This is a genomic window from Streptomyces sp. NPDC102402 (assembly GCF_044765765.1).
Taxonomy (GTDB): domain Bacteria; phylum Actinomycetota; class Actinomycetes; order Streptomycetales; family Streptomycetaceae; genus Streptomyces.
Genome location: NZ_JBIWKR010000015.1, coordinates 1 through 19,563 on the forward strand (window position 1 = coordinate 1; position 19,563 = coordinate 19,563).

Consider the following 19,563-nt stretch of genomic DNA (forward strand, 5'->3'; position numbering starts at 1 on the left):
CGACAACGCCAACCTCACATCATCACCGGTTACTTCAAGGCCCCGCATGTCCGCTACACCCTCGACGAGTGAACCCCATGAGTTTCTGATCAATAGGCAGTCCTTTGCGGAACGACCAGGCCCCTGATAGACGGGATTTTCGACCAAGATCACCCGCGTCTGCCAAGAGCCTCGCGTGCTGTGACCTGCCTGCTTCTTCACCTTGAGGAACGGGTGCACCGTCACCGGCTCTCCTTCACGAAGAACCCTGTGACCCGCGTGAGGACGTCGACATCCTCACGCGGCCGACGGTTCTCCTGCCGCAGCGCGGTCGGTTCCTCGCGCTCACCCGCGTCTATCTCTGTCTGCCTCCCCCGACCCCGCACCGCGGCCTCGGCCGGTTCGAGTCCTTGGCGACCTGCCCGACCGGGGACTGTAAAACGTTCGGTGTAACTCCCGATCATGGAAGATGCATCGATGACCAGCAACAACGTGACCGAGGCCGAGACCGTCGAGCCGTCTGAGCCGGTGCCGCCGAAGTCTGTGGATGACCGGCTGATCGACGAGCTCATGAGTCGGGCCCAGGCCGAGGGCCTGCAGCTGACCGGCGAGGGCGGGCTGCTCCAGCAGCTGACGAAGCGACTTCTGGAGTCCGCTCTCGAGGGCGAGATCACCGACCACCTCGGCTATGACAAGCACGATCCCGCCGGGAAGAACGGCGGCAACTCACGCAACGGCACCCGAGCCAAGACCGTACTGACCGACGTCGGCCCGGTGGAGATAACCGTGCCCCGCGACCGCGAGGGCTCCTTCGAACCGAAGATCGTCAAGAAGCGCCAGAAGCGCCTGTCCGGCGTTGACGAGATGGTCATCTCGCTCGCCGCGAAGGGCCTGACGACCGGTGAGGTCCAGGCTCACCTGTCCGAGGTCTATGGCGCCGAGGTGTCGCGCCAGACGATCTCCACGATCACCGACAAGGTCCTCGAAGGCATGGCCGAATGGCAGAACCGGCCCCTGGACGCCGTCTATCCGGTGGTCTTCATCGACGCGATCCACGTGAAGATCCGCGACGGCGCGGTCGCCAACCGGCCCATCTACGTGGCCCTGGCCGTCACGACCGAGGGCCGGCGGGACATCCTGGGATTGTGGGCCGGTGATGGCGGCGAGGGTGCCAAGCACTGGATGCACATCCTCACCGAGATCAAGAACCGAGGCGTGAACGACGTCCTCATGCTGGTCTGCGACGGGCTGAAGGGGCTGCCCGACGCGGTCGAGGCCGTCTGGCCCCGCACCGTCGTGCAGACCTGCGTGGTCCACCTGCTGCGGAACTCTTTCCGCTATGCCGCCCGCCAGGACTGGGACAAGATCGCCAAGCTCCTCAAGCCCGTCTACACCGCGGCGACCGAAGAGGCCGCACTCGAGCGGTTCGCGGAGTTCGCCAACGCGTGGGGCAAGAAGTATCCGGCGATCGTCCGGCTCTGGGAGAACGCGTGGGAGGAGTTCACCCCGTTCCTCCGCTTCGACACCGAGATCCGCCGCATCGTCTGCACCACGAACGCCATCGAGTCCGTCAACGCCAGGATCCGCCGGGCCGTGAAGGCCCGCGGCCACTTCCCGAATGAGCAGGCCGCCTTGAAATGCGTCTACATGGCGATCATGTCGCTTGACCCGACCGGCAAGGGCCAGGCCCGCTGGACCATGCGCTGGAAGACCGCCCTGAACGCCTTCGATATCACCTTCGACGGCCGGCTCTCCGCAGCACGTCAGTAGCCCTCACCAACCCGAGTTACACCGCTCGTTTGACAGACCCCCCGACGAGCGGCCACCCCGTCGGTAGTCCGACGATCTTGGACTTGAACTCCAGCATGTGCGGCAAGGGCAGCGAGGCCGTTGCGCCTCATTCAAACTCGAAGTCAATTTCCGCCGTGCGGCCTCGTGCTGGCTCGTCCAAAGGCGTCTGTCCACCGGCTGTCCACCGGGCCACGCCCCACGCTGCTCGGGGTGACCACCTACTTGCACAGCGGGTACAACAGATGGCGATCTCCTGCGCCGACCGAGAGGTGCTTGTTGAGGTCCGACAAGCTCCGCTTTCCCCAGGGCACGGCGGCATGTCCGTCCCGATCGTCCCGAGAAGCCGCCGCTGGGCCCCGACAGGCTGTTGGCGGTACCGGCCTGCCGAGGCTTTCCGGTCAGGAGAGGTTCTTGGTGAAGAAGGCGTCGAGCTTGTCGAAGGGGATGATGTCCTTGCGGTCGTACAGGTCGATGTGGTCTGCGCCGGGGACGATCAGGAGGTCGATGGTGTCGGGGGCCATCTTCTGGACGTCTTCGGAGTAGTAGCGGGAGTGGGCGTCGGCTCCGGCTACCAGGAGGGCCTTGCGGGGGGCGAGCAGGTCGAGGTTGGCCATCAGGGGGAAGGCGAAGAACGACATCGGCGTGGTGCCGGTCCAGGCGGTGGTGGAGTTGATCGAGCGCGGGTGGTAGCCGCGCTCGGTGCGGTAGTAGTCGAAGAAGATCTTCGTGACCGGGTCGGCGTCCGCCGGGAGGGTCTTGGGCAGGATGCGGTTCGTGGGGGCGACGTCGCAGTTCTCGTCGAAGGGGACCTCGTGGGAGAGGCGGGCGTACGTGCCCTTCTCGGCGTCGATCCAGCGCTGCCGGCTGAGGTGGTCCACTACCTTCTGGCGCTGCTCGCGGGTGTAGAAGTCCTCGTGGCCGCGGGACATGCTGCGCGACATGTCGTACATCGAGGCGGTGGCGACGGCCTTGATGCGGCTGTCCGCAGCCGCTGCGCTGAGGGCCATGCCGCTCAGGCCGCAGACGGCCTGCGCGCCGATCCGCTCGCGGTCGACGTTCTTCTGCAGGCCGAGGAAGTCGACGGCAGCGCTGTAGTCCTCGGTGTAGATGTCGGGCGAGGCGACGTCGCGCACGGTGCCGCCGCTCTCTCCGGTGAAGGAGGGGTCGAAGGCGAGGGTGACCTATAGTGGGTAAATTCTGAGATCTCAGCAAGGGCCGTGATCACGTGCAACTGCTGGCACGACCGGTCGCGTGGAGTCTCTCTCTGCCTGGTTGAGTCCCCCAAGTGACTCAACTCAGGCAAAGAGACGGGCTCGAGCAGTGCTACTCGCCGTGGCCTTCGGAGTGGCCGTAGCCCTCGCCCTTCTCGTCGTGGCCACTCTTCTTGTCGTCGTAGCCCTTGCCGTCGTCGTGGCCACCTTTGCTGTCGTCGTAGCCCTTGCCGTCGTAGTCACCGTTGATGCAGGTGTTCCCGAAGGCCGGGTTCAGCAGGCCGATGACGTTCACGGAGTTGCCGCACGCGTTGATCGGAATGTTGATGGGGATCTGGACGACGTTGCCGGACAGCACACCCGGGGAACCGTAGGCGATCCCCTGTGCGCCGGCGTCCGCGCTGGCCGCGCCCGCACCGGCGAACACCAGGGCACCTGCAGCCGCGGCCAGAACTGCCGCGCTTCCGAACTTGAACATGAAATCTCCCGCAGAGTGTGAGTGTTGCCCGCCAGGATGGGGCAGCTTCAATCACCATGCGGGCTCATCCCCCTCGAGCACTTCGACGCGCCCGCCCGGGGCCGCCAATCCCCTCAATGGCCGATGCCCCACCAGCCTGACCACCGCCAGCCCCGCCTGCGTGCCGATGCCAGCGGCTGCCTCGTCGTGGAGCGAGGACGTCGGTGCCGCGGGCGTGACAGTGCCCCGGAGGAGAGAGAGCGGCAGGAGCGCTTCCCAGCCATGCACTCGTATGGCGACGAATGCCCGCCCATCGCTGCGGACCTCCAGACCACGAATGTCGGTGGGCTGCCAATCGGCGCCGTTGCGGTCCATGGCTCATGATGACGGGCCGAATCGCTGTTGCCCGGTTCTGACACGACCGAGCGCTGTTCGAGTGCCCGGCCTGGTGTGGAGCAAGGGATAGGTGTCGGATGGTTTGAGTCAGAGCGTTGCCGACAGCATCACGAACACAATCGCGGGTGCGGAGAAGCACTCCGTCGGGCGGCGCCTTTCGCTGCCCCCGGAAAGGAGCCGCGTCGCCACCGCCCGGCGCCTGCCTGGCGCAGACTGGCACCGGCCAGGTCGACGACGTCATTCCGAGTTCAGCGAGCGCCACGGACGAAGCGCACCGCGAAAGCCCCGAGGAGGGCGAAGGCTGCGGCGGCCAGGTACAGCGCCGTGTAGTTGTCCTTGCCGTCTGCTCCTCCGACCGCGAGGAAGAGGGGCGCGACGGCAGGAGCGACGCTCTGCGGCAGGGCGTTGGCGATGTTGAAGAGGCCCATCCCCTTGGCTGCTTCACCCTCGCTGTCCGGGAGTACGGAGGCGACCAGGGCGTAGTCGATGCCGACGTAGACGCCCTGCCCGATACCGGCGACGGTGACACCGACGAGGAAGCCCGTCACCGAGTCGCTGAAGGCGATGACCACCATGCCGGCGGCGAACAGCAGCGACGCGATTCCGATGAATATCTTGCGGCGCTCCAGCAGATCGGACAGCCAGCCGGCGACGTTGCTGCCCACGACGATGGCGACGCCGAGGATAAGCATCGTCCAGCCGAGGATCCGTGCCGCTTCGTCGGCGTCGTATCCGAGGTGGTCCATCAGGAAGTACGTCTTGTACGTCAGCAGAAATGCCTTGCCGGTCCATACCAGGAAGCGGCTGAGGAAGGCCCAGGCGAAGTCGGTGTGACGCAGGGGGTTGATCCACATGCTGCGCGGGATGTCCGACCAGGACAGCGGCCGCCGTTCCGTGCGGCTCTGGGGTACCTCGCGCAGATGGCAGGCGAAGACCATCACCAGGACGACGCCGATGAGGGCCGGAACCAGGAACATTCCCAGGCCGTGCGTACCGGTGAGCTGGATCAGGAACGTCCCGGCGACCGTGGCCACCTGATTGGTCATGCCCATGAGCCCGGAGACCCGGCCTCGCCGGTGTTCGGGAATGCGGTCGGGCAGTACGGCGATCAGCGCGGCCAGGGCAGCGTTGACACCGATCTGCAGGACGCACCAGCCTGCCAGCATGGTGGGGATGTTCGGGGCGCTGCCGACCACGAGCAGCGAGAGCGTGGCGAGCAGGACGCCGCCCACCATGAAGGGGCGGCGGCGTCCGAATCGTGAGGCCGACGCGTCGCTGAGCCTGCCGCAGACAGGGTTGGCCACCAGGGCGAACACTGCGCCCACGCCGGTCACCAGGGCCAGGGAGGAGCTCTTGTGTTCGGGGTCCAGCTCGGCCACCCGCAGCGACAGGGCGACGGCTGTGGGCGGGAGCACGGCCAACCACAGGCCGATGATGGCGAGGATGTAGAGGCTGATGAACGTGGTGCCGACCGGCTGCCCGGTGAGCTGGATGGACCGTTCCGGTAGGCCCTCGGCGGGCGGCTGGTGGGCGTCCGCTTCCGGAGTGGCGGCGGCGTGTGGAGGTGTCATGGGGCGACTCCGTTGTCGTCAGGGTGAGCGGATACGACGTGCGTGGCGGGTGCAGGGCGTTGCGGGCGGCGTTCGGAGCCGGTCCTCAGATGCTGTGCGTGGCCGCGAGTGCGGCGGCGTCTCGCAGGAGCCGAGCGTCCGCTTCCGCGATCCTGGAGCGCAGGTCCGCGGCGGCGCGGTGGTGCCCGGCCAGGTCGAGTTCTGCCTCGCGGGCCAGTTCCTCGCGGCGTGCTGCCGACGTGCCGCCCAGGCTCGTGCGGGTCTCCACGAAGGCGGCAGCGTCCAGAATCCGTGCCAGGTCCTCGGGGGTGTACCCGGTCGGCTCGCCGGGCGCCGGTGCCGGATCCAACGGGTTCGCCGGGGCGTTCGTCTCCTGACGGGCGATGTACCGGGCGACGGTCTCGTGGGCCTGGCGGAAGCTCAGCCCGCGGGTGCGGACCAGGTCGTCGGCGAGCGCGCTCGCCGTGGACCAGTGGCGTCCCGCTGAGGCCCTCATGGCCTCCCGGTCGACTTCGAGGGTCGTGACAGCCTCGGCGAGCAGGTCGAACGCGCCGGCGCTCTCGTGGCAGTACCCGGGTATGCGGTTGTGGACGTAGGCCTGGTCGGCGTCCGTGGACGTGGCCGAGTGCAGCGTGCCCAGCTGGCTCGCCGTCCAGCCCGCCGCCTCACCGGCCAGCCCCCGGATCCGTTCCAGGACGATGGGATTGCGCTTCTGCGGCATCATGCTCGACGTGCCGCACAGCGAGGCGGAGAGCCTGACCAGACCGACTTCGGTACTGGACCAGTAGAAGAGGTCGGACGCGCAGCGAGCCGCGCCGGCCAGAGAGAGGCCGAGCACCGAGGCGATCTCGGCGCCGCCGTCCTGCGCGGACAGCCCGGCGTCCCGGGCGTTACGCACGGGCCTGGCGAAACCGAGGTAGGAGGCGGTGGTCTCCCGGTTGATCGGCCACGACGTGCCGCTGTGCGCAGCACCGCCGAGCGGGCATTCGTCGAGTCGGTGCAGGGTGTGGATCATCCGGTCCAGCGCGCGGGCCACCGGCCAGTACTGGGCGTTGAAGTAGTGCCCCAGCGTGGTCGGTTGGGCGTGCTGAAGGTGCGTATAGCCGGGGGCGAGGACCGCGTCGTGGTGCGCGGCGGCGGCCAGGAGCGCCTCGCCCAGCCGCAGCAGGGCGTCCAGGGTGTTCAGCAGGGCTTCGCGGTCGGCCAGGCGTATGCCGGTGGCCTTCTGGTCGATCCGGCTGCGCGCCCGCTGGATGTCGAGACCGGAGGGGCCGCACTGCTCTTCGAGGTAGCGCTCGATCTGCAGGCCGAGCGTGCCGATCGCGGGATCCCCGGCCAGGAGCGTCCCCGGGTCCGTCTCCAGCAGCCGGAGCAGGGAGGCGGTGACGGCCGCGCCCTGCTGCTCGCGGAAGATGCCTTCCTGGGTGAGCATCAGGGTGTGGGCCAGGTCCATGCGGATGTAGTGCGCGACGGCTGCGGTCTCGTCGTCGAGTTCGACCGCGTTCACGTGGTCGACGAGACCTCGGGCAGGTCCTCTGCCGAGCCGGGCTTCAGTGAGGGTGGGACTCACGACTTCTGCTCCCTCCATGGCGCGGTTGCTGTGATGTAAACGTCAACATGGCCATGTAAACGTTGACACGGGGAGTATTGGATACCGGCACCCCCATGTCAACGTTTACATTGGAGGTAACGGCAGGTGACCGCGAGCCCGAAGCCGACGGACGTATGACCGCGGCCTCAGAAGGAGAGACATGCCGGACGAGCGCGCAAAGCGGAGGGTCACCCTGCGGGAGGTCGCCCGGGCGGCAGGGGTGAGCACGGCCACCGTCACCCGTACGCTGCAGCATTCGCCACGGGTCGAAGAAGCCACCCGGAACCGCGTCCTGGCGGCGGTCGAGGAACTCGGATACACCCCCAACCCCATGGCCCAGGGGCTGCGCGACGGCCGGCGAGACGGCGCGGTCGGCCTGGTGACCAGCGGCTTCACCAACGTCTTCCAGGCGGGTGTCGCCGCGGGCGCCGAGCGCGAACTGCGCCGCGCCGGACTCCAGATGATCATTGCCTCGACCGACGAGGACCCCGGCCGTGAGCCGGAGGTGGTCCGCGCCCTGATCGACCGACGGGTCAGCGCACTGCTGGTCATGCCTGACAGCGACGAACGCGACCACCTGGCCCCGGACCGCACCTTCGGCACGCCGGTGGTCATGGTGGGACGCCCGGCCGGTGGACTGTCAGCCGACCTGGTAACCACGGACGACGACGCAGCGGTCCAAGAGGCCACGAAGCGGCTGATCGGCCTCGGGCACCGCCGCATTGCCGCCCTTGCCGGCCTCCGCGCCACCTTCCCGGCGCGCCGCCGGCTCGAAGGATTCCACCGCAGCCTGGCCGGCGCAGCCATCGAGGACGAGCCGCACCTCGTGGTGAGCGACCTGGCCACCTCGGAGCAGGCCCGCACCGCGCTGCGGACCCTGCTGCGCACGCCTGATCCGCCGACCGCGGTACTCGGGCTCAACCTGGGCATCAGCACCGGCATCCTCCTCGAACGCCTGGCCGGTGCGACCCCGTTCGCCTTCATCGGCTTCGACGAGACCGAGGTGTCCGCGGGCCTCGGCATCTCCGCGATCGTCCGTGACCCCCAGGACGTCGGACGGCAGGCCGCACGCCTGGCAGTGGCCCGCCTGACCGAACCGGCCCTGCCCCCACAGACGTTGACCCTCCCCAGCCGCCTCGTCGCCCGCGGCTCCGGCGAGATCCCGGTGGACGAGCTCGCTCCCGGGACAAAACGCTGACCGCGCGCTGACCGGGCGAAGATCAGGCCGGGAAAGGGTTCTGTCAGGCGGTCCAGCCGTTCGTAGAGGGCCCGCACGAGACGGGCGCGGTCCTGTGCGCAGCGGGCGGTGCCCTCTACCGGTGCGGTCAGACGTGTGCTGGCTTCGCGGAGGATGATTTCGGCAAGGGCGCCGCGGCCGTCGTCCTTCGGCAGGGCAGCGGCGCGGCGCTGGACTGCGGCGGCGACCACCCCTGCGTGGCCGATCAGTTGGAGCACGGTCTGTTCGTAGTCGCAGGGCGTGAGGCTCGGTTTCTTCCACGCGAGGACGGCGGTGATGAGGGCCTCGAACGGAGCGCGGTCCGGTGGGGGTTCGGCTGCAGTCAGGCCGTGGGGGGCGGGGAGGGCAGCATCGCTGTCGCTCACCGGTACCTCGCTGCCCTGTCGTGGTCACCACCACCGGGGGCGGCCGGGGTAGGAGGTGCAAGGAAGCGGGCGTAGCCGCGGTCGGCTCGCGCCAGCAAGGCCGCGGAGGGTCGGCCGAAGACGGGAGGCTGGAGGTCCCGTCCTCCGGCGGGTGGGGGTGCGCTCATGGGCGGCCTTCTGCCGCTGATCACGTCGGTGTGATTCGACGCCGCGGGGAAGGCGGATTGGTCCTCGACGCGCGTACGGATCATCGCGGAGCTGGATGCCCGAGCGTCGGCGTGGCCGTCCCGCGCCGGGTCAGCCGTCACACGATTCGTCCACACCGGTGCCGACAGGTCTCTCCGCCGGCACCGGCGCAGGTGGTCCTCAGTTCTGGTTCAGCGGGAGTGCGATGTCGACGACCTGGCGTCCGGCCGGGAACGAGCCGACGAGGGATGTCTCACCGTCGAGGATGTTCACCCGGTAGAAGCGCTGCTTCCCGCCGGTGGACAGTGCGGCGAAGCCGCGGTTGGAGCCGTCGGAGGTCTTGTAGTAGATGTCGAACCCGGCCCAGGGCCCTGTGTCGACTCCCAGGCTTCCGGTGGGCGCGAGGGTGCCGGCGTTGGCCGGGGACTGGAGGGAGACCCGGTCGTTGACCGTGTCGATGTCGAACAGGGTGGTGGCGGTGGCCGCGTCGAGATCGTTGTTCGTGTAGGCGGTCCCCGTCACGCCGAGCGCGGTCGAGGGCGGCGTGGTCGGGTTGGTGAGCGTCCCGTCGACGGTGGTGGTGCGCGGTGCGGCCGGGTCGTCGATGTTGTGGCGCAGGTTCTGGCCGCTGTCGCTGATCACGCGCAGGCGGTTGGCGGCGGGGTTGAAGTCGACGCCGAAGTTCATACCCGCCAGTGCGACGGTGAGCTGGGAGACCTTGACCGCCTGCGCGTCGCTGTTGACGGTGTAGATGCCGCCCCGGTCACCGACACCGTAGAGCTTGCCGTTCTGGACCCGGAAGTCGATACCGACCAGCTTCCTGTCCGCCCTCAGGCCGGAGACCTTCCCGAACGACCAACTGTCGCCGGGGTTCGCGACCTGGAAGCCGATCAGGCGCTGGTCGGAGGTCAGCCCCACGCTGATGAGACCGGTCGACGCCGCCCGCCCACGCGGACCGAACGGGGTGGGCTCGGCTTCGGCCGATGCGAGAGCGGGGGCGGCGAGGGACAGCGCGACGGCGCCGACAGCGGCGGCCGAAAGAAGACGAGTACGCACGGTTGCACTCCGAACGGTAGTCAGCCCGCCCACGGAGCAGGCGAGTCACCCGTTACTTCGGCGCCACCTTCAACACGGTTTGCTCCCATCGCGTAATAAGCCTCGAATAGCCCATAAATGCACTTCTGTGCGCGACCGAATGGGGGCATCGCCGGTGAGCCCTGAGCGAGCATCTTCCGCAGCTCCCACGTTTGGCTGCGGAAAGTAGCCGCGCGTTGCCGTGCGTGATTACGTCACGGGTGATGCCGGTGTCCGGCCGGCCCCAGCCCCTGTAGGAGAAACCCATGCGTATATCCCTGCTCGCCCCCGCTGTCGCCGCCGCCGTCCTGAGCCCTCTCGCCTTCGCCGCATCCGCGGCAGCCGCCACGCCGGCCGGACCTGCCGCGCGGACCGCCGCCGTGGCGGGCGAGACAGCGGCCGACGACGCACCGCACGCGATTGGCCTCGCGCACGACCAGCTCGTCGCCTTCTCGACGCACGCCCCCGGCCACGCCCGATCGATCGGGCACGTGCGCGGCCTGTCCGGCGACACCAAGCTCGTCGGCATCGACTACCGCGTGCAGAACGGTGCACTGTACGGCGTGGGTGACCAGGGCGGCATCTACACACTCGACACCCACAACGCGAAGGCGGCGAAAGTGTCGCAGCTGACGGTGGACCTGGACGGCGAGTACTTCGGCGTCGACTTCAACCCGGCCGCCAACCGGCTGCGCGTCATCAGCGACACCGGGCAGAACCTGCGCCACAACATCGACGACAAGGCGGCCCCGCGCACCACCACCGTCGACGGCAAGCTCACCAACCCCGCCACACCCCCTTCCACGACGCCGCCCACCGCGAAAGGTGTCACCGGCGCCGGCTACACCAACAACGATCTGAACAGTGACACCGCGACCACTCTGTTCGACCTGGACACGGTCAACGACCGCGTCTCGCTGCAGTCCCCCGCCAACGCGGGCAGCCTCGCCCCCACCGGCAGCCTGGGTGTCAAAGCGGGCCCTTCCGCGGGCTTCGATGTCCACTACGCGCCCAAGAGCGGCACGAACCACGGCTTCGCCACACTCCACGTCAACGGCGCCGCCCGCCTGTACAGCATCGACCTGCTCACCGGTACGGCCACCCACAAGGGAGACTTCCCCTCGGACCTCCAGGTCACCGACCTCGCGGTGGCTCTGAACAAGAAGCCGCAGGGCGGCGTGCACACCGGCGGCGGCGCACTCGCCTCCGCCACCCTCACCCCTGACGGTGGCGGGAACCTCAACGCGGCAGGTGCAGCCGTCGGCACCCTGCTCCTGCTCGGCGGAATCGGCGCCGGCTTCCGGATCATGGCCAGGCGGACCAAGACCAACCGCGCCGCCTGACCGCACTCCCAACAGCTCCCGCTCCTCCCGTATCGGTCACCCGACGGGCTGCCAGTTCGAGAAGCTGTGCAATGCGAGACGATGAGCGCACCACCGCCCAGACCCCGCCGGTCAACACTCGGGAGTCCGGGCGAGAACCGCAGGGACATTGCGCTGCACGCAGGTGCCCCTGCGGCACTCGCTTCCGCATCCACCGAAGACGGCGGAAGCGGCGACGCGCCGCCGCCGGCGGGCTGGCCACGGCGGCGCGTCATCGACACCGCCACCCCCAGGTGACGCTGTCGACAAGCCGCCCTCGTGACACGTAAGGCCTTGCGGCTCTACTCACCCACGAGTGGTTCTGGCTCAACTTCTCTGGTCTGTAGAGCGAATGCCTGCTTCAGCAGCCTGATCCCCCGGCCTGACCTGCGAAACGCCGCATATTGGCTTCGTCCAGAGGCTGGCGCGACCGCCCAGATCACAGAAGTTAGGCCGGAGCCGCTTCTCGCGTCCAAAGCCAGCCTTGGATTGCCCAAACTCTCCACACCCGTCCATCAGCGTAGACCTGGCCCGCCCCAGGTGTCCGCGCACCTCGACATCTCCGTGGCCGAACAGGCACCTCGTCGAAGGACTCCGCGGGACCAGGTGACGTCACTTACACCGACGCCTGCGTGTCGCCGCGCAGGACGGCGCACCACAGGCGCCAGAGTGGCCAGCAGTGACGCGCTCAGCCTTGCCGTCAGCTTGCCGAGCGCCGACCCGCTGCGGCTCCCGGGGGCCAGCCCATCCGGCTCCTGGGAGCCGCAGCACCAGCTGTCGCTCCCCCTGTCGGCGTACACCGAAATGTGCACAGGTCGGTACAGGTCTACATGCACAGTCTTGAGGGTGCCGCCCGTCATGCGATGTCGGCATTGGTGCACGCTTCTACGCGGCCGGTGCCGCCAGGCGGAAGCCCACGCCGATCGCTTCAAGGTCCGGCTCGTAGGCACCATGGCGGCGGGCGCACCGGGCCAGGTCCCGGTCGTGGCGGAAGGCGCCGCCACGGGTGATGTGCCGGTCGAAGGCCCAATCCTCGGCGCTCGGCACCTCTGCGGGCGCGCCGGGGTAGGGAGCGTAGAGCGTAGAGGTCCACTCGTCGGCGTTACCGACCATGTCCAGCACGCCGAAGGGGCTGGCTCCGTCGGGAAACGAGCCGACCGGCGTCGTGGTGCCGATGCCGAGGTCCACCAGATTGGCCAGGCCGGTGCGGTACTCCTCACCCCACGGGAACTCCCGGCCGTCGTCGCCCCGCGCTGCGCGCTCCCACTCGTCCTCCGTGGGCAGCCGCACATCGAGGCCTAGCCGTGCTCCAAGCCACCGGCAGTAGGCCGTTGCCGCCTCCCAGGCGATCCCGATGACCGGGTGGTCCGCCGGGTTTTGTGGCACCGGTCGGCCGGTGGCCGCCGCGAAGAGTGCCCACTGGCCGACCGTGACCGGGGTGCGGGCGATCCGGAACGTCGGGATGTGAATCTCAGCGCGTGGGGAAGACCCTCCCGTAGTGAGCCGGACAGGGCTACTTCCCGGGCGTCCCAGTCCTCGCCCTCATCCGGGAGCTCAGAGCGATCCCACGTCCTGAGCACCGACCGAGAGGCGCGGCTGGTGGCGTTTTGGGTATCGGGGGCTGCCGGCGCGGTGGCGCGGGACAACGATCACGGCAGGCCAGCGGGCAGCAGCGCAAGGGTCCGCCTCGTCGGCCTGCTGGGTTGGGACCCTGGACGGCTCGCATACGCTGTGGCAACAATTGCCGCATGACAGTTGATGAAGAACGCGATCCTTCGTTGCCTGCGCCGCCTGTCCTCGCCCCTGCCGGCGAGCTCGACATGGATTCCCTCGGCCCACTGGCAGCGAAGATCGAGACCGCCCTCGCTCAGCACGACAGCATCGTCCTGGACGCCAGCGGCATCACCTTCGGCGACTCCATGTTCCTCAGACTCGTCCTGAGCGCCCACAGCCAGGGCGACCTGCGCATCGCGGCGCCGTCATCCACCGTCTCCCGCCTGTTCCGCGTCGTTGGCGCCGACACCGTCCTGCAGATCTACCCCACCATCAAAGACGCACTCGACACGGCAACATAGCGGTCAATCGGTCAATGCCAAACCCTGGCTGCGAGACGCCTACGACACCGGGAACGTCGGTCCACTCATGGAGCCACTCGTCCGCGGCGGATGGGTCCGTGGTCGAGGGGCAGAGCGGCCGTGGCGGGTCGAGCTGGCGGTTGGCGAACAGGGCTTCCAGGACCTCGCGGCGGCGCGCGAACGGTTCGGCCAGGAGCTCCTGGCCGTCGTGCTGCAGGACATCGACCGCGATGAAGTGGGCGGGCATCTCGGCCGCCAGGAATCGAGCATTGCTGCCAGCTGCCGCGCGGAGTTGCAGAGCGGTGAAGCTGAGCTGCCCGTGGAGGGCGAGGACGGCGAGCTCGCCGTCCAGGACGAGACCGGCCGGGAGGCTGCGGGCGGCGCCGGTGAGGTCGTGGAAGCGGTCCTGGTGCAGGGTCCCGCGCCTCGTCAGCAACAGCACCCGGGTCGCCGTCCCGGAGCGGGGTGTAGAGCAGAGCCCGGAACCCGTCGGTCTCGAGACTTTGGTATGTCTCATGAGACATCTGGGACGGTCGCTGGTGGTGCAACTATTATGCGGTCGACGAGTCCTTGCCGCTGGTGGCTCAGGAGAAGGGGATGAAGCCCTTTGACTGGTCGAGGCGGAAGGGGTAGCCGGGATTCTCTGCCACCCAGCCAACAGCGCGGGCGGCGCGGATGCTCGCGGCGACTTCGGACGGCAGAACGGGGACGGCTGCTGTGCCGTTCCAGTTGGCCGAGTGGGGCTTGTTGGTGGTGATCACCAAAGTGGTGCCCGGCGCCTCGGCATGTTCGACGGCGAACGTGAGGGGACGCCAGGCCATGCCTTGGCTATAGGTCGGCCTTCCGCGGAGCGTCCAGCGGTAGGTGGTGCCGTCGACGACGATGCGCCGCGCCCCCTTCTTGACCAGTGCCATGGCTCAAGATCGCTCTCGGGCGGCGTGCGAGCGGAGGGGGATCACGGTGGCTGACCGCTTGGCAAGTTGCTCGCCGAACGCTGAGTTCTCGGCGAGAAGGACGCTGATGGCGGTGGCCGCCGCGTCGACCTGGTCCTGGAGTCGTTGTCGCTCGGTCCGGTTGTCGTTCAGCCCGCGCCGCAGGAGGGCGATCTCCTCCGTCTGTTTCTGGTCGTGCTCGCTCGCTGTGCTCTGTTTGACGTGGTTGTCCCAGTCGGGGAAGTCAGCGGGCGCCCGGTTCATGGTGGCCCGGCTGACGTCGGCCTCGCGCCAGAGGTTTTGCTTCGTGAGCTTGCCGTCGGTGCAGCCGGTGAAGTGCCGGTTCATGGCGTCCTGCGACCAACCGGATAGACATTCAACCGGCCACGGCCAACCCACAAGACTCACCCGTATGAGACACATCTCAAGTGTCCGGGGAGCCATCGAACTTGGGCTGCCCCGCCCCCACCTGGCCACGACCAAGGCGCCCAGGACAACTCCGCTCGTGAGGACGAAACGCCTCAGGTGGCGCCCCCTCGCGTCCAGGGCACTACCCAGCACCCTTTGTGTGACAAGTAGTCGAAGAGCGAGGATGACGCACGTGCCCGGATGCCGGTGGTGGCTGGTGAGCGGATTCGCCGTGTGTCTGCTCCAGTGCGCTGTCGGCTGCCGGATCAACGGTGGGCGCCCGAGTGTCCCGCGGGGTCTCGCGGAAGTGGCGGCCGGCGCGCTGCTGGTGGCGGTCGACCGGGGCACCGGGACTGCCGGTGGGCACCCCGGGGGGTGCCCACCGGCGGGACGCCACTGAGGGCGGCGTGCCGCTACGCGACCGAGCGGAAGGCGGGGAGGTAGCCGCCGGACTGGCCCGCCGCCTTCGGGTGGTAGGAGTTGTAGACGGGGACGGCGACACTGTGGAGCCAGGAGTCCGACGAGCAGATCTCGTGGTTGGTGAACTCGTCGACGACGCTGGAGAAGGTGAAGCCCGCGTTGGCCGCAGCCTTGGCGAGGACGCCGTTGAGGGTGTCGGAGCCGCGGTTGATTGCGGCACGCTCGTTCTCGGTGAGGCCGACGATGCAGTTGCCGCTGAGCTTGTAGAAGCGGGGGTAGCCGAGGACGACGACCTGAGCGCGGGAGGCACGGCTGCGGATGTCGCCGTAGAGGCCGCTGAGGCTGCCGGGGAGCGTCCCATTCATCTTGCCGATCGCGGTGTTCACGACGGAGACGCAGGTGGCCTCGCTCTGCAGGACGCAGGTCTGCATGACGTCGGCGAAGCCCACGTCGTTGCCGCCGGCAGTGACGCTGACGAGCGTGGTCGCGCCGCTCAGCGCGTTGAGCTGACCGCTGCGGACGGTCCCGGTGGTCGCGCCGGAGCACGCCTTGAAGGCGAAGGAGGCGGGCGCGTTCTGCGCGGCCCACAGCGCGGGGTAGGCCTTGCTGCTCCGGCGGCAGTCACCGCTGTCGGAGTAGTAGCTGCCCGCGCCGACGCCCGAGGAGTACGAGTCGCCGAGGGCCACGTAGTTGTCGCCTGCGGCAGCGGCCGGCTGGGCGACGCCGAGCGCCGTCGCGGCGACGGCGAGCGCGGTGGTCGCGGAGAGGACGATTCTTCGCCAGAGCATGCCGATCAACTCCAAATCCGTTGTCAGGGAGTGGTGTTACGGGAAGGTTTCACTGTGGTGCGGGTCACTTCTAGCAGGCCCGCGTACCGGCGAGTAGCCCCCGTACGGAGGTCGTCCGATTTGGCCGCATGTTTATTTCTTCGCGCGTAGACTCGCCCCGTTTGCGACCCCGGTCACGGTGAAACCACCGAGCCCCCTCCGCCGTAACGGAGGGGGCTCGGTGGCCGTTCACGCCGGTCAGCTCACGCGGTTACGCGGAGGCGGTCAGACGGAGACTCAGCGTGGCGAACGGGGCGAGCGGCCACACACCGGGCACGGCGCCCTGACGGATCGTCGCCCCGCCCGTCGGCCGCTCGTCCAGGCGGACGGGGGTGAGCAGCGCGCCCTCGGGGGCGTGCACCCGCGCCTCGCATGCGACGGAGGCCGGGTTGGTGAGGCGCAGGACGATCCCGTCACCGTCCTCGGCGGGCTTAAGGGCGGCGAGGAGTGCCCCGCCGACGCGGATCGCCCCGGGAGCGGGCGCGGCTGTGGTGCCGGGCCGGAGCTGCCAGGCGCGTGGCGGGGCGCGGAACGCGGCTGCCTGGTGGGCCAGTCGGGTGTCCGTCGCCACGTCGGCCCCCAGGGCCAGCGCGAGGTCGAACCGCTGCGGGCCCTGGCACTGCGCCTCGGGTGTGGGGAGCATCGGCCCGGCCCCGGTGGTGCGGCTGGACAGGTCGAACCGGGAGAGCCAGCCGACGGACCGCAGCAGGGTGACCACAAGCTCCTGGTCGGCCCCGGAAGCGGTCTCCGCGGCCCCCAGCGCGCGCATCTCGGGCAGGCCGGGCGCGAACACGGCGGTGCGGTCCGCGCCGCGCCCGACCGCGCCGAGCCCCTGGACGGGCGCGGAGCCGCAGACGGCCTCGTGACCGCGCTCGGTGGGCAGCGGGCCGAGGTCGGGGCGCACCGGGCGCTCGATGAGGCTCCACTGCGCATCGCCGGTCCAGGTGTCCGCCCCGCGCGCGGTGGGCGCGTGGAAGCGGAGCCGGTGATCGCGGACGGTGTTGTCGAGCGCGACGTGCCAGCGCAGGAGCGGGTCGCCGTGCCAGTGGGTGACCTCGATCCGGACCGGGACGGCTGTGGCCTCCTTGGCCCGGCCTGTGCGGTCAGCGGTGAGGCCGACGGGCAGGTCGAGGACGGCGTCCAGCTCCAGGACCGTGCGCACGGCGGAGGTGCGGACGCGGGAGTCGAGCAGGCGCGGGACGACCGTACGGTCGTGCACCGGCGGGTCGTAGTTGTACGTGTCGCCGCTGTCGCCGCCGTCGGTCAGCAGGCCGAGCCCGGCCAGCCGCGAGCCGTCGGCGCGGGTCAGGGTGAGCGAGGCGTCGTCGGAGGCGGTCAGGAGACCCCCGCCCGGCGCGGGCATCGAACGGGCCTGCTCCGTCACGGCGTCGGTCTCCGCAGCCGGGGCGTCGCCGAGGGTGACGCGCAGGACCGTGCGGCCGAGGCCCGCGACGGCCGGTGCGGTGAGGTGCAGCCGGTGGCGCAGGGCGGGACGGGAGTCGGGCAGCAGGTCGAGGTCGGCCTCGAAGGCGGTCTCGGCGCCCAGGGTCTCGGCCTCGAAGGGGACGGGCGTGCCGTCCGGGGCGGTGAGCCCGACCGGGTGGCGGTCGGGCGCGGTGAGCAGTTCGACGGTGAGCGGGCCGCCGGTGGTGTCCGCGTGCGGGTTGAGGACGGCGATCTCGGCGTGCTCGCGCGCCGGGTCGCCGTACGCGCGCACGTCGAGCCCGGAGGCGAGAAGGGCCCGGCTGACGACGTGCTCGCCGAGCTGGCGGACCCGCTCGTAGCGCACCGCGTTCTCGCGGTGCACCTCGTCCACGCTGCACCCGCACAGCGAGTCGTGCGGGGCGTTGCGGAGCAGCAGCTCCCAGGCGTGGTCGAGGTCCGCGCGCAGGGTGCGGTCGCCAGGGGCGTGCAGGGCGAGGGTGGGCTCGGCCCAGCGCTCCAGGAGGTTCTGGGCGGCGGCGTTGGCCTGCTTGAGGTAGGTGCGGGCGGAGAGGGTGCCGGCGAGGATGAACGTGAGGTACCCGGCGGGCTCACGCAGTTCGCCCTCGACGAGCGGCAGCGGCTCGCCGTGCGCGGCGCGGGTGTCGGCCGCGGTGCGGGCTGCGGCAAAGAAGTCCTCCAGTGTGCTTTCTCGCAGCGCCGCCCCGGTGGCCTCTGCGCCGGAAGCGGCGTCGCGGATGCGGTCGCCGGGGCCGCTGGGGGCGAGGTGGTCGCCGCCGTTCATCAGCAGCCAGGGGCCTTCGGGGAGCCGCTTGTGCTCGCCTGCGAGGTAGTCGCCGAGCCGGGTGGCGGCCGTGGAGGCGTCGTCGGTGGCCGTGCCGGCGTAGGCGGTGGAGTCATCCTTGGCCTCGGCGGCGGCGTCCGGCCAGAGGACCTCGGCACCGTGGTAGCCCTGGTTGACGGCGAAGACCTCGGAGCCGTCGGGCGAGCGCCAGCGGAAGCGGGCGACGCCGTCGGGGGCGCCGCGCCAGATCAGGGCGGTGTCCATGCCGAAGCCGTTCAGCAGGCGCGGCAGGTCGGCGGGGTGCCCGAAGGCGTCGGGCGAGTAGCCGACGCCGGCCAGCCTGCCCGTCGCCGCCGCGTGGCGGCGTGCGGTGAGCAGGTTGCGGATCAGGTTCTCGCCGGAGACCAGCTGGTTGTCGGCGAGGACGTGCCACGGGCCGAGGGTGAGCCGGCCGGCGCGGGCATGGGCGCGCAGCCGCTCGGCGAGGTCGGGGCGCAGCGCCTCGACGTCCGCGAGGACGATGGTCTGGCCGTCCAGGTGGAATGCCTTCATGCGGCCGTCGTCCAGCTCCTCGCAGACGCGGCTCGCCAGCTCGACGAGCCGGGCGCGGAAGGACTCGAACGGGCGGTACCACTCGCGGTCCCAGTGGACGTGGGTGACGACGTGGCACTCGGGGGCGGTGGTCATGCGGTGGGCTCCTGGGCGGGGTGGCCGGCTGCCGAACGGGCGGACTGCCGACGGATGTCGGCGGCGAAACGCTGGGTGATGGAGGTGGGACGGGTGATCGCACCGCCGACGACGACGGCGTGCGCACCCAGGGAGAGGGCCCGCGCGGCCTCGCCGGGGGTGCCGATGCGGCCCTCGGCGATCAGCGGGACGGTGAGGGCGGGGGCGAGCGAGGCGATCAGCGTGAAGTCGGGGCCCTTCGGCGTGGCGGCGGTGTGTCCGGTGTACCCGGAGAGGGTGGTGGCCACCGCGTCCGCGCCTGCGGCCTCGGCGGCCAGCCCCTCCTCGTGCGTGGAGACGTCGGCGAGGACTCCGATCCCGAGCCGGTGCAGGGCGTCGATCGTCTCGGCGAGCGTCAGTCCGTCGCCGCGGGGGCGGGCGGTCGCGTCGAGCGCGACGAGGTCCGCGCCCGCCTCCGCGACCCGTCTGGCGTGCGCGAGCGTCGGCGTGATGTAGACGCCCGTCTCGCCGTCCTTCCAGAGGCCGATCACGGGGACGGCGACCGCTTGGCGGACGGCGTCGACGTCCTCGGGGGAGTTGATGCGGACGGCGGCGGCCCCGCCCTCGACGGCGGCGCGCGCCATCCGGGCCATGATCTGCGACCCGTGCAGGGCCTCGCCGGGCAGTGCCTGGCAGGAGACGATCAGCGATCCGGCCAGCTCGTGCAGTGCGGCGGTGGTCCGGGTGGGACGGGGGGCTCGGGTGGGTGACACCGGGTCCCTTTCGGTG

General features: G+C 69.9%; 16 protein-coding genes and 2 pseudogenes. 4 read left to right on the forward strand and 14 right to left on the reverse strand.

The window, feature by feature from the left end:
• Positions 1-225 (reverse strand): hypothetical protein (locus ACIRJR_RS30325; RefSeq protein WP_403786500.1); only part of this gene is annotated, 225 nt, incomplete at its 3' end.
• A 324-nt stretch (positions 226-549) separates the two neighbouring features.
• Between ACIRJR_RS30325 and ACIRJR_RS30330 the strand changes: the two genes are divergently transcribed.
• The gene (locus ACIRJR_RS30330) at positions 550-1,749 is read left to right on the forward strand and encodes an IS256 family transposase (RefSeq protein WP_403786743.1); all 1,200 of its coding nucleotides are present in this window, start codon (positions 550-552) and stop codon (positions 1,747-1,749) included.
• A 419-nt stretch (positions 1,750-2,168) separates the two neighbouring features.
• Here the strand turns inward: ACIRJR_RS30330 and ACIRJR_RS30335 are convergent, their stop codons facing one another.
• From ACIRJR_RS30335 to ACIRJR_RS30355, 5 genes are all read right to left on the reverse strand, one after another.
• The gene (locus ACIRJR_RS30335) at positions 2,169-2,903 is read right to left on the reverse strand and encodes an alpha/beta hydrolase (RefSeq protein ID WP_403786502.1); all 735 of its coding nucleotides are present in this window, start codon (positions 2,901-2,903) and stop codon (positions 2,169-2,171) included.
• Positions 2,904-3,093: 190 nt separating this feature from the next.
• Positions 3,094-3,459, reverse strand: a complete 366-nt coding sequence (locus tag ACIRJR_RS30340) for a chaplin (RefSeq protein WP_403786504.1) — start codon at positions 3,457-3,459, stop codon at positions 3,094-3,096.
• Positions 3,460-3,510: 51 nt separating this feature from the next.
• Positions 3,511-3,813, reverse strand: a complete 303-nt coding sequence (locus ACIRJR_RS30345) for a hypothetical protein (protein ID WP_403786506.1) — start codon at positions 3,811-3,813, stop codon at positions 3,511-3,513.
• 269 nt (positions 3,814-4,082) lie between these two features.
• On the reverse strand, positions 4,083-5,405 hold the full coding sequence (locus tag ACIRJR_RS30350) for an MFS transporter (protein WP_403786508.1): 1,323 nt from the start codon (positions 5,403-5,405) through the stop codon (positions 4,083-4,085).
• 85 nt (positions 5,406-5,490) lie between these two features.
• Positions 5,491-6,975 (reverse strand): lyase family protein, encoded by a 1,485-nt coding sequence (locus ACIRJR_RS30355; protein ID WP_403786510.1) that lies wholly within the window; start codon positions 6,973-6,975, stop codon positions 5,491-5,493.
• A gap of 181 nt (positions 6,976-7,156) precedes the next feature.
• Here ACIRJR_RS30355 and ACIRJR_RS30360 point away from each other — a divergent pair, with 181 nt between their 5' ends.
• On the forward strand, positions 7,157-8,194 hold the full coding sequence (locus ACIRJR_RS30360) for a LacI family DNA-binding transcriptional regulator (RefSeq protein ID WP_403786512.1): 1,038 nt from the start codon (positions 7,157-7,159) through the stop codon (positions 8,192-8,194).
• Positions 8,195-8,964: 770 nt separating this feature from the next.
• On the opposite strand, the gene ACIRJR_RS30365 is transcribed toward ACIRJR_RS30360, so the two are convergent.
• The gene (locus ACIRJR_RS30365; RefSeq protein WP_403786514.1) at positions 8,965-9,840 is read right to left on the reverse strand and encodes a DUF4394 domain-containing protein; all 876 of its coding nucleotides are present in this window, start codon (positions 9,838-9,840) and stop codon (positions 8,965-8,967) included.
• 284 nt (positions 9,841-10,124) lie between these two features.
• On the opposite strand from ACIRJR_RS30365, the pseudogene ACIRJR_RS30370 reads away from it, so the two are divergent.
• A pseudogene (locus ACIRJR_RS30370) lies at positions 10,125-11,024 on the forward strand (DUF4394 domain-containing protein); the annotation flags it as partial.
• A gap of 1,080 nt (positions 11,025-12,104) precedes the next feature.
• On the opposite strand, the pseudogene ACIRJR_RS30375 reads toward ACIRJR_RS30370, so the two are convergent.
• Positions 12,105-12,704 (reverse strand): annotated as a pseudogene (locus ACIRJR_RS30375) (formylglycine-generating enzyme family protein); the annotation flags it as partial.
• Between the two features lie 263 nt (positions 12,705-12,967).
• Here ACIRJR_RS30375 and ACIRJR_RS30380 point away from each other — a divergent pair.
• The gene (locus tag ACIRJR_RS30380; protein WP_403786516.1) at positions 12,968-13,294 is read left to right on the forward strand and encodes an STAS domain-containing protein; all 327 of its coding nucleotides are present in this window, start codon (positions 12,968-12,970) and stop codon (positions 13,292-13,294) included.
• Here the strand turns inward: ACIRJR_RS30380 and ACIRJR_RS30385 are convergent.
• The 6 genes from ACIRJR_RS30385 to ACIRJR_RS30410 all read right to left on the reverse strand — a co-directional run bounded on the left by ACIRJR_RS30385 (position 13,266) and on the right by ACIRJR_RS30410 (position 19,547).
• Complete coding sequence (locus ACIRJR_RS30385; RefSeq protein WP_403786518.1) at positions 13,266-13,736, reverse strand: hypothetical protein; 471 nt, start codon at positions 13,734-13,736, stop codon at positions 13,266-13,268. The two genes, ACIRJR_RS30380 and ACIRJR_RS30385, sit on opposite strands and share 29 nt — an antisense overlap.
• A gap of 142 nt (positions 13,737-13,878) precedes the next feature.
• Complete coding sequence (locus ACIRJR_RS30390; protein ID WP_403786520.1) at positions 13,879-14,208, reverse strand: hypothetical protein; 330 nt, start codon at positions 14,206-14,208, stop codon at positions 13,879-13,881.
• A 3-nt stretch (positions 14,209-14,211) separates the two neighbouring features.
• Positions 14,212-14,574 (reverse strand): hypothetical protein, encoded by a 363-nt coding sequence (locus tag ACIRJR_RS30395; RefSeq protein ID WP_403786522.1) that lies wholly within the window; start codon positions 14,572-14,574, stop codon positions 14,212-14,214.
• Positions 14,575-15,047: 473 nt separating this feature from the next.
• A complete protein-coding gene (locus ACIRJR_RS30400) occupies positions 15,048-15,842 on the reverse strand; it encodes an SGNH/GDSL hydrolase family protein (protein ID WP_403786524.1) in 795 nt (264 codons plus the stop codon).
• A 250-nt stretch (positions 15,843-16,092) separates the two neighbouring features.
• The gene (locus tag ACIRJR_RS30405) at positions 16,093-18,795 is read right to left on the reverse strand and encodes a hypothetical protein (RefSeq protein ID WP_403786526.1); all 2,703 of its coding nucleotides are present in this window, start codon (positions 18,793-18,795) and stop codon (positions 16,093-16,095) included.
• Positions 18,792-19,547, reverse strand: coding sequence for an N-acetylmannosamine-6-phosphate 2-epimerase (locus ACIRJR_RS30410; protein WP_403786528.1), 756 nt, complete (start codon positions 19,545-19,547; stop codon positions 18,792-18,794). The genes ACIRJR_RS30405 and ACIRJR_RS30410 overlap by 4 nt, the downstream gene beginning before the upstream one ends.
• Between the last annotated feature and the right edge of the window lie 16 nt (positions 19,548-19,563).